The sequence below is a fragment of the Pseudomonas tehranensis genome, from assembly GCF_014268615.1.
Classification (GTDB): domain Bacteria; phylum Pseudomonadota; class Gammaproteobacteria; order Pseudomonadales; family Pseudomonadaceae; genus Aquipseudomonas; species Aquipseudomonas tehranensis.
Genome location: NZ_JABWQV010000159.1, coordinates 1 through 11,287, shown reverse-complemented (window position 1 = coordinate 11,287; position 11,287 = coordinate 1). Strand labels below are relative to the sequence as shown.

Genomic DNA, 11,287 nt, shown 5'->3' with positions numbered 1-11,287 from the left:
CGCGGCCCGAGCCTTCGCCAGCTCCTACAGGACCGAGCGGGAGCAGGTTCGCTCGCTCAGTGAGACGTGCCTTCGGCGAACTCGATCTTGTTGCCCACGTTGTATTTGCCCGAAGGCTTGTTCATGGGCAGGCGTTTGACTTCCTTGAGGGTGTTGCTGTCGTAGACGATCAGCGCGCCGTCGGTGTCCCAGATGCTCAACAGCAGGTAACGGCCGTCATGGGTAAATTCGACGTGGGCGGCGGTTTTGCCGGGCATGGGGCGCAAGGTATGGGCGATTTCCAGGGTCTGTTTGTCGATCAGGTGGATGGCATCGTTGCCGGGAGCGAAGAACACGTCGGTCCAGGCATAGCGGGAATTGGCGTGGCTGCGCAGGAAGAAACCCGGTCCGAGGGTAGGGATCTGCCGGATGACTTGCCAGGTGCCGATATCGATCACCGACACCAGGCCTTTACTGATATTGGGTGTCGCGAACACCCAGCGGCCATCGCGCTGCCAATAGGTGCCCGAACCCAGATGCGGCATGCCCGGCAGGCTGATGTCGGTGACCACCTGGCCACTGTCGAGGTCGATCACCTGGCCACCCTGGGCCTTGCGCGAGGTGGCGAGCAACTGGCGGTAATCGGGTGAGAAGGAAAAGTCATCCAGATGATCCTGGACCTCGATGCGCCTGGGCACGAAGTCCGGGTTCGGACCGGTAGACAGTTCCCAAACCTCGTTCACATCCTTTAGTGCGACGATGAAGCTGTTGCGCGGCGCAGCGGTATAGACCGCGCTGACCCGGGAGGCCTGGCCATCACTGCCCAGCGTCGCGATCGTCTTGACCAGTGACAAGTCCCGGGCATCCAGCACCGCCAGGTTGCCAGGCAGCGAGTTGCCCACCAGCACCCAGCGGCCGTCCTTGCTCACCGCCAGGTTGCGCGTATTGAGTCCGGCCCGCACTTCGGCGATCAGTTTGAGGTTGTGCAGGTCATACAGACTGATCCAGCCATCGCGCGACGCCAGGTAGACAAAACGTCCGTCCGGGGAAAACTTGGGTCCGCCGTGTACGGCAAAGTGCGAGGCGAAACGCGCGAGCACTTCGAAGCGATCACCGTCGACCACCGCGACGTGATGATCGCCGGCTTCCACCACCACGAACAGGTTCAGCGGGTCGGCCCGGTGTTGCGGTTGGTTGGGCAAGGTGGCGACGTCCACCAGAACACGATGGCTTTGGCGAATATCCGCTTCATTCCAGTTTGGTGCGACGCTGGGCGGGCGCTGGAGATACAGTGCCAGGGCGTCGATTTGCGCAGGTTCCAGCAGCGCACCGAACGCCGCCATCTGACTGGCGGGGCGGCCGTTCTCGATCACCTGGCGGATTTCGCCGGGTTTGATCCGGCCCAGGCTCTGGGGCAGCAGCGCAGGCCCGGCGCCGCCGATGCGGTTCACGCCGTGACATTGTTGGCAGAGCTGCTGGTAATTGCGCTCGGCCTGCTCCAGGTCGGCGCCGGCGGTAACGGCGCCATGGCTTGCACCGATCCACAGCATGGCCACCCAGCAGCGCCTCATAGCGCCACCTTCAAAGCCTGGGGGAGGGGATGAACGCGCGCCGGATGCTGCAACGGCTGCAGGGCAAACAAGCCGACCACTTTGCCGATCACCGTCAATGTTGGCAGACCTTCGACGCAATCTCGTGCCATGGCCGGCAGTTGTTGCAGGGTGCCGCGAAGCACTTGCTGGTCGGGGCGAGTGCCGTTGCTGATCAACGCCGCCGGAGTATCCGCGGCCAAACCTGCCGCCATCAACCGTGCAGCAATGGTGCCCAGGTTCGACAAGCCCATGTAAAACACCAGGGTCTGGCTGTCATCCGCCAGGCTTTGCCACGGCAGGCTCAAATCACCTTCGCGTTGCAAGTGGCCGGTGATGAAACGGCAGGAATTGACCAGGTCACGATGGGTCAGCGGAATGCCGGCGTAGGCGCTGCAACCGGACGCGGCGGTGATACCGGGCACCACCTGGCAATCGATACCTCGCCCCAGCAAGTACTCCAGCTCTTCGGCACCGCGACCAAAAATGAACGGGTCGCCGCCCTTGAGCCGCACAACCCGCTGGCCCTGATCAGCGAGATCGGCCAGCAGTTCGTTGATCTGCGCCTGGGGTAGGCTGTGGCAACCGGCGGCCTTGCCGACGTAATGCCGGGCGCATGTCAGCGGGATCAGTCCCAGCAGTTGCGCGCTGATCAGGCGGTCGTAGACCACCGCGTCGGCCTGCATCAACAGGCTCCAGGCGCGCAGCGTCAGCAGGCCGGGGTCACCGGGACCGGCGCCCACCAGGGCGACTTCACCCGGTCTGAAGGGCGATTGCAGGGCAGCGGGCAGAACGATAGAGGCGGGCATGGGACTTCCTTGGTTCATCATCAGGTTCGCCGTCGGGTTATCGGGCACAGGGCAATGCAACGCTGGGAATCAAAGCGCTGGGGATTGCCTGCACGCCAATTTCGTCATCGCTGAGGTGGCAGCCGGGGTCCTGGCCCCACAGGTCACCGTCGGCCCAGGCGCGTGTGCGGGTGTTGCCGTTGCAGATGGCCAGCCAACGGCACTGTCCGCAACGGCCTCCCACGCTCCGCGGATGCTCGCGCAGTTTTTGCAGCAGGGCGTCGGGACGTTCGAGCCAGAGTGTGCGAAACGGCGTTTGGCGGACATTGCCCACCGAGTGCTGCCACCAGTAGGTGTCAGGGTGCACCTCGCCGGTGTTGTCGATGTTGGCAATGCCGCTGCCCGAGGCATTGCCGCCCCAGGCCTTGAGCAGGCGTTCCAGTTCGGCGTAGTGATGGGGCAGGCGCCCGGCCGCCCATTGCAACAAAAGCACCGCATCGGCATCGTTGTTGCCGCTGACGAAGTCCGTCTCGCGACCCTGCAGAACGTCGTCCCAGGCCCGCTCGAAGATCAGGACCATGGCTTCGCGGCTCATCTGTTGCCGGGCGTCGAGCTGGCGACTGCGCTTGCCGCGGCCGCTGTAGTTGAGGTGCGACAGGTAGAATTTCTGCACGTCGTATTCAGTCATCAGATCCAGCAGTCGTGGTAACTGGACGTGGTTCTGCTGGGTCAGGGTGGTGCGCAACCCGACCCGGATCCCTCGTTCGCGACACAAGCCGATGGCCGCCATGGAACGGGCAAAACTGCCCTTGAGCTGGCGGAAGGCGTCGTGGGTCGCTTCCAAGCCATCGATGCTGATGCCCACATAGTCGAAGTTCGCCGCCTCGATCTGCCCAATGTTGCTCGGGTCGATCAACGTGCCGTTGGTGGACAGGGCGAGGAAAAAGCCCTTGCCCCGGGCATAGGCGCTGAGCTGGAACAGGTCCTCGCGCAGCAACGGTTCGCCGCCGGACAGGATCAATACCCGTACGCCCGCGTCATGCAGGTCGTCGATGACCTTGAGTGCCGCCGTCGTGTCCAGCTCATCGCGAAATACGCTGTCGGCCGAGGTGGCGTAGCAGTGTTTGCAGGTCAGATTGCAGCGCCTGAGCAGGTTCCAGATCACCACCGGCGGCCGTGTGCTGCCCGGTGGCGCCACACGCGGCGCGGGGCATTGGCCAGCCAGGGCGCGCAGGTAGTGGCTGATCCTCAACATAAGTCGCTCCTTCGTTGTGGGAGCAAGGCTTGTCCGCAATGAAGCCGATGCAGTTCCTCAGAAACCGAGGCGGCTGTTTCGCGAGCGAGCTTTGCTCCCACAGGTGACAGGCGCAAGCCGGTTTTTTTCAGGATGCGGCTACTCACCAGCATGTCGTCAGCGCTACAGGCGTCACCCAGCAGATAGCGCAAGTGCTCACGGTAGCTGTCGATTTCCTCGCGACTGCGGCCATGGACCATGGCAAACAGGTTGTAGCGCCAACCGGCCCGGCGCGGGCGGCGGTAGCAATGGCTGACAAAAGGCTGCGCACCCAGCAGCGCGCCCAGGCGCGGCACGTCGGCGTCACATACATCCCAGACAGTCATGCCGTTGTGGCGATAACCCAGGCGATAGTGATTGGGCACCGCGGCGATGCGGCGGATTGCCCCTTCGGCCTGTAAACGCTTGAGCAGGTCGAGGGTCGATTTCACGCTCAGCCCCAGTTGCTCGGCCAGCCAGGCCCAGGGATCTTCGAGCAAGGGCAGGCCGTCCTGGGTCAGTTCCACCAGCCGCAGGGCCAGAGGCGTTTCCTCCAGGCGAGGTAGCGTTTGCGGCAACGGCTCAGACTGGGAAATACAGGCCGACATGGTAGGTCTCCTCCTTGGGCAGGTTCAGCGGCTCCAGGCCGGTCAGGCGTTCGATACGCAACAAGGTGTCGCTGATCGCCTGTTCGCTGGGGCAGGCAAGCACGAACCACATGTTCCAGCTGTGCTCGCGGCGGTAGTTGTGGGCCACTTCGGGCATGGCCGCGAGCAACTCGGCGATGGTCTCGAAACGCGGTTCGGGCACCGCCAGAGCCGCCAGGGTGAAGGCACCGCCCAGGCGGTCGATGTCGAACATCGGGCCGAAGCGGGTGAGTACGCCGTCGTTGAGCAACTCGTGCAGGCGGTCGAGCAGTTCGCTACTGCTGCTCTCCAGTTCTTCGGCCAATGCCTGCCAGGGATGACGTACCAGCGGCAAACCCAATTGCAGGCGATTGATCAGGCGTCGGTCCAGGTCATCCATCAATCGCCACTCCGGCCGGCGTGGCGTAGCGCCCGCCACACTGCTTGAACAGGTGGGTGCTGAACAGCAACTGGTGCGGTAGATCACTCAGCAAGTGCGCCTCCAGCAGTGCCTGGACCTGGGCCTCAACACGATCGCGCTGACGACCGTGGATCATGCAGAACAGGTTGTATTGCCACTGGGGCAAGCGTCGTGGTCGTTGATAGCAAAGGCTGATGCCGGGCGCCTGACCGAGGCGGCGACCGACTTCGTCGACCAAGGCATCCGGCACGTCCAGCACCAGCATGGCGTTGGCGGCAAAGCCCAAGGCGCGGTGGTTGACCACCAGGCCGACGCGGCGGAACAGGCCTTGTTCATGCCAGTCTTGCATCTGGTCAAGAATCTGCTGTTCGCTGGCGTCGATCTGTTCGGCCAGGGCCTGGAACGGGCGTGGTGTCAGGGGCAAGCCGGTCTCCAGTAGACGGCGCAGTTGCAGTGACTGGTGGTCACTTAAGGTCGGGTTCATGGGGTAGCCTCCAGGGCAAAGCCCAGGTCGATGCGGTAAGCGGTCAGCATGGGCAGGTCCAGCGGCGTGAGGCCGGTGTCGTTTTCCAGTTCCCGGAGAATGTTGTCCAGGTGGGCACGATCAGGACCGGTCAGCACGAACCACAGGTTGTAGCGGTGTTCACGGGCGTAGTTGTGATTGACTTCCGGGTACTGGCTGACGCGCGCCGCCACCTGCTGCAATCGGTCCACGGGCACTGCCAGGGCGGCGAGGGTGCTGGCCCCGGCTCGGGTGTGTTCGAATACCGGGCCGACCCGTGACAGGGTGCCCGCCAGTTGCAGGTGCTGCAGGCAATCGAGCACCTGGGCCTGGCTGCAACCCAGGGCATCGGCCATTGCCCGATAGGGTTCGGCGCACAACGGCAGGCCATGCTGGAACTGATCGATCAGGCGGCGGGCGAGTGGGCTTGGTGTCATGGTCAGTACCCCGGTTTGTGCGCACGGCTGCTGAAGAAGATGCCGCTGGGGCTCAGGGCCGGCAGGCTGCTCAGGCGTTCGAGCCGATACGGATCCCAGACCTGCACCTCGCCACCGTCGCGGGCGGACAGCCACACCTGATCGCCGCGAGCGGTGAATTCCATGTGCAGCACCGCAGGCCCTGGCCGCAGGTCCGCGATGATGGCGTGAGTCTGGGTATCGATGACCTGCACCCGGTCGTTGTCCGGGTAGGCGAAGTTGACCCACAGTTGGCGGCCATCGGGTCGCGCCGTGACGAACACTGGCTGGCCGGCCACGGCGATCGTGCCGGTCTGCTGCCAGGTGCGGGCGTCCATCACCAGCACTTGATGGTGCCCGACGGCGGGGACAAAGGCCTGTTGGCCGGCCATGGCCCAGCCTTCCAGATGGGGCATCTTGTACACCGGGAGCCGGGCCTCGCCGCGTCCATAGTGCCCCAGCACCCGTTTCACGCCGTGTTCGGGATGCCAGAGATCGAGTTGCGCCATGCCGTCCTCGCCAAACAGCCCGGCCATGTAATAACGCCCGTCCGGTGTTATCAGCGCGTCGTAGGGTTGCCGGCCGATGGCGGTGAAGCGTTCGATGCGTGGCGTTTGGTTTTGGCTGAAGTCTGCGGTCCAGATTTCGCCGGTGTCGAACAGGCTGAAAACGAAGCGCTGCCCCGGCGCGTCCACCAGGCCGACCACCCGCGAACGTTTTTGTCCGTCGGGCAGGGGTGTGGCCGGAATGTCCGCGACCGGTTCCAGTGTCTGCGCGTCGAACACCTTGACGCCGCCGGGTTCGTAGTTGGAGACGGCGATCAGCTTGCCGTCCTGGCTGATGGCGCCGCCGATGCTGTTGCCGCCCTGAATGATGCGGCGGTCGATGCGTGCGCTCAGCAAGTCGACCTTGCTCAAGCCGCCATCGCGGCCAAATACATAGGCATAACGTTGGTCGCGGGAGAACACCACCGAGGCATGCGACAGATCCCCCAGCCCTTCGACGCGGGCGAGGGCGGTGCGCGTGTCGCTTTCGATGATTTGCAGGCTGCCGGTGGTACGCTCCACCACCACGCCCAGGTCGCCGGTGCCGCGCAGCGCTGGCTGGGCACATGCCGAGAGCAACAGCGCGCAGGCGGTGAGAGACAGCAGAGATCGGATCATGGGGCGGGAGTTCCTTGAAGGAGCCGGTCCACCAACCAGCGAATATCGTCGGGGCCGAGCAGCGGCGCCCAGCCGGGCATGGCACTGCCGGGCCGTCCTTGGGTGACGGTGGCGATGAGGCTGTCGCGGGATTTTCCGGCCAGGGCCTCACGGGTCAGGGGTGGGCCAAGGCCACCGGTCAGGTGCAGGCCATGGCAGGCGCCACAGTCCTGAACCAGCAGGTGTTGCAGTTGCGCCTGGCGCGGGTGGTCGGGAGCGGCCAGCACCGGGGTACAGAAGACGAAGAGGAGGGTGGTTATCCGGGTTGCACAGCGGTGTCGGTCCATGACGTCCTCCTGAATTAAAGTCGTGCGTGCCCCTGTGGCGAGGGGATTTATCCCCGTTGGGCTGCAAAGCAGCCCTAAAACTTGACATCGCGATGTGTCAGGCAGATAGGTTCTGCTCTTCTGGGGGCTGCTTCGCAGCCCAGCGGGGATAAATCCCCTCGCCACAGAGATGTGCTCCTTAAACGTTTATTTAAGGGTCAAGACCCACGCTGCTAGGATCTTGGCTTCTTCATCGGTCACCGGATTGGCCGGCATCGGCATCGGCCCCCAGTTTCCTTGAGTGCCTTCCTTGATGTGCTTGGCCAACAGTTCTTGTGCTCCGGCGACGCCGGCATTCTTTGCCGCCACCTCCTTGAGCGCCGGTCCTACCAACTTGGTGTCAATGGAGTGGCAGGCGCCACAGGGTTTGCTCTTGAACAGCGTCGGGCCGTCCTGGGCCAGCGCCGGTTGCAGGCTGAAGGCGGCACTCAAGGTCAGGGCAAGCAGAATAGGCTTCATGGTTTTTCCTCTTATTGATGGGGCTCAATAGATGTCGTGTTGAGTGTTGTAGACGTTGAATTTTCCGGTGGGGGTGATCAGGCGTTTGTCCTTGATCACGCTCTTGAGCTTGAGGGTCTTGTCATCGATCACCACCAGCGCCGACTCGTCTTCCTGGCCGCTCCAGACCGAGAACCAGACTTCATCGCCGGCCTTGTTGTATTCCGGTTGCACCACGCGCATCGCCCCCTTCTTGATACCGGCGTACTCGGCAATCGGCAGCACGGTGTAGCCGGCGTCGAGTTTGTCGATGTCGAACACCGCCACCGATTGGCTGAGCTTGGTGTCGGGGCTGAGGGTGGTGTCGACGTACAGGTGACGGGACTTGGGGTGGGTCTTGATGAACAGCGAACCGCCACCCTGGCCCTGAAGTGAGGCCACCTGTTTCCAGGCATATTGCGGATGCTTGACTGGGTCGGTGCCGATCAGCGAGACGCCGGCATCGCCCAGATGGCTGGTGGCCCAGACCGGGCCGTAAAGCGGATGGGTGAAGTTGGCGCCGCGTCCCGGGTGCGGGGTTTTACCGACATCCACCAGGGCGGTGAGCTTGCGTTCCTTGGAGTCGATGACCGCAACCTGGTTGGAGTTGTTCGCCGCCGTCATGAAGTAGCGATGGCTGCTGTCCCAGCCGCCGTCATGCAGGAACGGTGCGGCGTCGATGCTGGTGATGGTGAGGTTCTTGATGTCCTGGTAGTTGACCAGCATCACCTTGCCGGTTTCCTTGACGTTGACGATGAACTCCGGCCATTCATGTGACGCGATGATCGCCGCAACCCGGGGTTCGGGGTGATATTGCTGGGTGTCGACGGTCATGCCGCGGGTCGAGACGATCTGCTTGGGCTCCAGGGTCTCGCCGTCCATGATGGTGAACTGCGGCGGCCAATAGGAGCCGGCGATGGTGTACTTGTCTTCGTAGCCCTTGAACTTGGAGGTTTCCACCGAGCGCGCTTCGATGCCTACTTTGATTTCCGCGACTTTGGTCGGCTCCTTGGGCCACAAGTCGATCATGTCGATCTTGGCATCGCGGCCAATCACCAGCAGGTAGCGGCCCGATGCCGAGATACGCGAAATGTGCACCGCGTAACCGGTGTCGATCAGCTTGACGATCTTTTTGCTGTCGCCGTCGACCAGGGCGATCTTGCCGTCATCGCGCAGGGTGACTGAAAACAGGTTTTGCAGGTTGAGCGAATTGAGTTGCCGGGTGGGCCGGTCTTCAGGCTTGACCAGCACTTTCCAGGTCTTGAGGGTTTCGGCCATACCCCATTCCGGTGGGGTAGGCGGGGTGTGCTGGATGAACTTGGCCATTACCGTGATCTGGTCTTTGGTCAGGGCGTTGGAGGTGCCCCAGTTGGGCATGCCGGCGGCTGACCCGTAGGTAATCAGCGCCTCCAGATAGGCCTGGCCGCGGCCCTGGGTGATGTCGGGTGTCAGCGGTTTACCGGTGGCGCCCTTGCGCAGCACACCGTGGCAGCCGGCGCAGCGCTGGAAGTAGATTTGCTTGGCCGAGTCGAAGTCGGCCTGGCTCAGGTCCGGTGCGCCTTCGGTCTTGACCATGCGGGCGTCTTGCGGCGCAGCGGGTGGGTTGGCGAAGGCATTGAGTGCAGCCAGCGCCGTACACAGCGCCCCGACCCCCATGACCCACGATTTTTTGTGGCTGATCAGCATTCCATTTCTCCTCAGGCATGACCCGCGCGGCCCTGCAGTTGACGTTCGGCGCGCAGATTCTTGGTGCGCTGCAAGGCTATGCCCAGGCCGGTGGTTACCTGCTTGACGGCGATCAAGTTTGCCGGCCACAGCCCTTGCCAGGTTGTCGCAGGGGCCCGTAGCGTGGCTGGCAATCGTGTTATCTGATCAGGTCATGCCATGAACGCTATCCACACCCTTGAACACCCGGCCGAACCTTTTTACCAACCCCAGGACAACGAGCTGGCGTTGTTCGAACAGGCCTGGCGGCACGGCATGCCGGTACTGGTCAAAGGCCCGACGGGCTGCGGCAAGACCCGTTTTGTCCAGCACATGGCCCATCGACTGAAATTGCCGTTGTACACCGTGGCTTGCCACGATGACCTGAGCGCAGCCGATCTGGTGGGGCGCCACCTGATTGGCGCCCAGGGCACCTGGTGGCAAGACGGGCCGCTGACCCGAGCAGTGCGCGAGGGCGGTATCTGTTATCTGGACGAGGTGGTGGAGGCACGCCAGGACACCGCGGTGGTGTTGCATCCCTTGGCCGATGATCGCCGACAGCTGTACCTGGAACGCACCGGCGAGGTTCTTCAGGCGCCGCCTTCGTTCATGTTGGTGGTGTCGTACAACCCCGGTTACCAGAACTTGCTCAAGGGCATGAAACCCAGCACCCGCCAGCGTTTCGTGGCGATGCGCTTTGGCTATCCGACGATTGCCGATGAAGAGCGCATCGTGGCTCGCGAGGCCGGCGTGGATATGGCTCTGGCGGCCCAGGTGGTGCGGCTGGGGCAGGCGCTGCGCCGGCTCGATCAGCATGATCTGGAGGAGGTGGCCTCCACCCGTCTGCTGATTTTCGCCGCGCGCATGATCGGATCCGGCATGGACCCGCGCCAAGCCTGCCTGGCCTGTCTGGCCGAGCCGTTGAGCGACGATCCACAGACCGTGGCCGCGCTGATGGATGTGGTCGATGTCCACTTCGGCTGAAGCCGATGCGCTGTCCACCCGGCGTTTGCCAGGGGACCTGGCGATGTGGTTTTTCATCCTCGCCGAACTGACGGTGTTTGCCTTGCTGATCCTGGCGTTCGCCGTCGCCCAGGCATTGACCCCGCCTTTGTTCAGCGAAGGCCGGCAATTGCTGGACCGCTCCACCGGCCTGGCAATGACCCTCAGCCTGCTGAGCGCCGGGTTGTTCGCAGCCTTGGCCCAGGAGCAAGTCCGGCAGGACCGGCCACGCCAAGGGGCGCTGCTGTTGTGGCTGGCCTTGCTGGTTGCCGGCGGCTACGTGGCGCTCAAGCTCATTGAGTACGCCCACTTGTTGGCCAACGGCCTCGGGCTGGAGCACAACACCTTTTTCACCTTGTACTGGATTCTCACCGCGTTTCATTTCCTGCACGTGCTGCTGGGCATGGTCATCCTCGGCTGGCTGGCCGAGGGCTGCCGGCGCCGTCGCTACGGTTCGCAGCAGTGCAGCGGGCAGGAGTCCGGCGTGCTGTATTGGCACATGGTGGACCTGGTCTGGGTGCTGCTGTTTCCGGTTGTCTACATTCTTGGTTGAGCGGAGGTGCTCATGTCGGCTTCCCGTGTCTTGATCATTTGCTGGATGACACTGGCCGTGTTGAGCATCGGCACCGTTGCCCTGGGCCAGGTCGCTGCCACCGGGCTGGTGTCCGTCGCCATCCTGGCGGTTGCGGTGACCAAGGCCTGGTTGATCGCCGACGGCTTCATGGAACTGCGCCATGCGCCGCGCTTGTGGCGCTGGTTGGTGTTGAGTTGGGCGGTGCTGTTGGCGGTACTGATTGCCTCGACCCTCCTGTCAGGTACATAACCTGTGGCGAGGGAGCTTGCTCCCGCTGGGCTGCGCAGCAGCCCCTTACGCAACAACCTTTTTCTACCTGAGATTCCGTGCCTGTCAATTTTGGGGCCGCTTCGCGACCCAGCGGGAGCA

General features: G+C 63.4%; 13 protein-coding genes and 1 pseudogene. 3 read left to right on the top strand and 11 right to left on the bottom strand.

Annotated elements, in window-relative coordinates; translation table 11 throughout:
• Positions 1 to 56: 56 nt before the first annotated feature.
• From HU811_RS19360 to nirS, 11 genes and pseudogenes are all read right to left on the bottom strand, one after another.
• Entirely contained in the window at positions 57 to 1,550 is a 1,494-nt protein-coding gene (locus tag HU811_RS19360; protein WP_186657550.1) for a nitrite reductase, read from the bottom strand.
• Positions 1,547 to 2,377, bottom strand: coding sequence for a uroporphyrinogen-III C-methyltransferase (gene cobA, locus HU811_RS19355; protein WP_092398474.1), 831 nt, complete (start codon positions 2,375 to 2,377; stop codon positions 1,547 to 1,549). Before cobA ends, HU811_RS19360 begins: the two co-directional genes overlap by 4 nt.
• 37 nt (positions 2,378 to 2,414) lie before the next feature.
• Complete coding sequence (gene nirJ, locus HU811_RS19350; RefSeq protein ID WP_186657548.1) at positions 2,415 to 3,611, bottom strand: heme d1 biosynthesis radical SAM protein NirJ; 1,197 nt, start codon at positions 3,609 to 3,611, stop codon at positions 2,415 to 2,417.
• Between the two features lie 101 nt (positions 3,612 to 3,712).
• Positions 3,713 to 4,237, bottom strand: a pseudogene (gene ahbB / locus HU811_RS19345) (siroheme decarboxylase subunit beta); the annotation flags it as partial.
• Entirely contained in the window at positions 4,212 to 4,655 is a 444-nt protein-coding gene (locus tag HU811_RS19340; RefSeq protein WP_186657546.1) for an AsnC family transcriptional regulator, read from the bottom strand. The gene HU811_RS19340 and the pseudogene ahbB (HU811_RS19345), both read right to left, overlap by 26 nt.
• Complete coding sequence (ahbB, locus tag HU811_RS19335; RefSeq protein ID WP_186657545.1) at positions 4,648 to 5,160, bottom strand: siroheme decarboxylase subunit beta; 513 nt, start codon at positions 5,158 to 5,160, stop codon at positions 4,648 to 4,650. The genes HU811_RS19340 and ahbB (HU811_RS19335) overlap by 8 nt, the downstream gene beginning before the upstream one ends.
• A complete protein-coding gene (locus tag HU811_RS19330; protein ID WP_092398464.1) occupies positions 5,157 to 5,615 on the bottom strand; it encodes an Lrp/AsnC family transcriptional regulator in 459 nt (152 codons plus the stop codon). Before HU811_RS19330 ends, ahbB (HU811_RS19335) begins: the two co-directional genes overlap by 4 nt.
• A gap of 2 nt (positions 5,616 to 5,617) precedes the next feature.
• The gene (locus HU811_RS19325; RefSeq protein WP_186657543.1) at positions 5,618 to 6,796 is read right to left on the bottom strand and encodes a cytochrome D1 domain-containing protein; all 1,179 of its coding nucleotides are present in this window, start codon (positions 6,794 to 6,796) and stop codon (positions 5,618 to 5,620) included.
• Positions 6,793 to 7,122 (bottom strand): c-type cytochrome, encoded by a 330-nt coding sequence (locus HU811_RS19320; RefSeq protein ID WP_186657541.1) that lies wholly within the window; start codon positions 7,120 to 7,122, stop codon positions 6,793 to 6,795. Before HU811_RS19320 ends, HU811_RS19325 begins: the two co-directional genes overlap by 4 nt.
• A gap of 186 nt (positions 7,123 to 7,308) precedes the next feature.
• Complete coding sequence (locus HU811_RS19315; RefSeq protein ID WP_047225832.1) at positions 7,309 to 7,620, bottom strand: c-type cytochrome; 312 nt, start codon at positions 7,618 to 7,620, stop codon at positions 7,309 to 7,311.
• 24 nt (positions 7,621 to 7,644) lie between these two features.
• Positions 7,645 to 9,324, bottom strand: coding sequence for a nitrite reductase (gene nirS / locus HU811_RS19310; protein WP_186657539.1), 1,680 nt, complete (start codon positions 9,322 to 9,324; stop codon positions 7,645 to 7,647).
• A 198-nt stretch (positions 9,325 to 9,522) separates the two neighbouring features.
• Between nirS and HU811_RS19305 the strand changes: the two genes are divergently transcribed.
• Genes HU811_RS19305 through HU811_RS19295 form a run of 3 tightly spaced genes read left to right on the top strand, consistent with a single transcriptional unit; the run spans position 9,523 to position 11,167 of the window.
• Positions 9,523 to 10,326 carry a CbbQ/NirQ/NorQ/GpvN family protein gene (locus HU811_RS19305; protein ID WP_186657538.1) on the top strand — a complete coding sequence of 268 codons (804 nt, stop codon included), beginning with the start codon at positions 9,523 to 9,525 and terminating at the stop codon, positions 10,324 to 10,326.
• Positions 10,310 to 10,897 (top strand): cytochrome c oxidase subunit 3 family protein, encoded by a 588-nt coding sequence (locus HU811_RS19300; protein ID WP_186657536.1) that lies wholly within the window; start codon positions 10,310 to 10,312, stop codon positions 10,895 to 10,897. The genes HU811_RS19305 and HU811_RS19300 overlap by 17 nt, the downstream gene beginning before the upstream one ends.
• Before the next feature lie 12 nt (positions 10,898 to 10,909).
• Complete coding sequence (locus tag HU811_RS19295) at positions 10,910 to 11,167, top strand: cytochrome C oxidase subunit IV family protein (RefSeq protein WP_186657535.1); 258 nt, start codon at positions 10,910 to 10,912, stop codon at positions 11,165 to 11,167.
• Positions 11,168 to 11,287 lie beyond the last annotated feature (120 nt).

Bases quoted from the DNA above. Each gene is read 5' to 3' on its own strand.
- HU811_RS19360 (WP_186657550.1), bottom strand. From the start codon at position 1,550: ATGAGGCGCTGCTGGGTGGCCATGCTGTGGATCGGTGCAAGCCATGGC.
- cobA (WP_092398474.1), bottom strand. From the start codon at position 2,377: ATGCCCGCCTCTATCGTTCTGCCCGCTGCCCTGCAATCGCCCTTCAGA.
- nirJ (WP_186657548.1), bottom strand. From the start codon at position 3,611: ATGTTGAGGATCAGCCACTACCTGCGCGCCCTGGCTGGCCAATGCCCC.
- HU811_RS19340 (WP_186657546.1), bottom strand. From the start codon at position 4,655: ATGGATGACCTGGACCGACGCCTGATCAATCGCCTGCAATTGGGTTTG.
- ahbB (WP_186657545.1), bottom strand. From the start codon at position 5,160: ATGAACCCGACCTTAAGTGACCACCAGTCACTGCAACTGCGCCGTCTA.
- HU811_RS19330 (WP_092398464.1), bottom strand. From the start codon at position 5,615: ATGACACCAAGCCCACTCGCCCGCCGCCTGATCGATCAGTTCCAGCAT.
- HU811_RS19325 (WP_186657543.1), bottom strand. From the start codon at position 6,796: ATGATCCGATCTCTGCTGTCTCTCACCGCCTGCGCGCTGTTGCTCTCG.
- HU811_RS19320 (WP_186657541.1), bottom strand. From the start codon at position 7,122: ATGGACCGACACCGCTGTGCAACCCGGATAACCACCCTCCTCTTCGTC.
- HU811_RS19315 (WP_047225832.1), bottom strand. From the start codon at position 7,620: ATGAAGCCTATTCTGCTTGCCCTGACCTTGAGTGCCGCCTTCAGCCTG.
- nirS (WP_186657539.1), bottom strand. From the start codon at position 9,324: ATGCTGATCAGCCACAAAAAATCGTGGGTCATGGGGGTCGGGGCGCTG.
- HU811_RS19305 (WP_186657538.1), top strand. From the start codon at position 9,523: ATGAACGCTATCCACACCCTTGAACACCCGGCCGAACCTTTTTACCAA.
- HU811_RS19300 (WP_186657536.1), top strand. From the start codon at position 10,310: ATGTCCACTTCGGCTGAAGCCGATGCGCTGTCCACCCGGCGTTTGCCA.
- HU811_RS19295 (WP_186657535.1), top strand. From the start codon at position 10,910: ATGTCGGCTTCCCGTGTCTTGATCATTTGCTGGATGACACTGGCCGTG.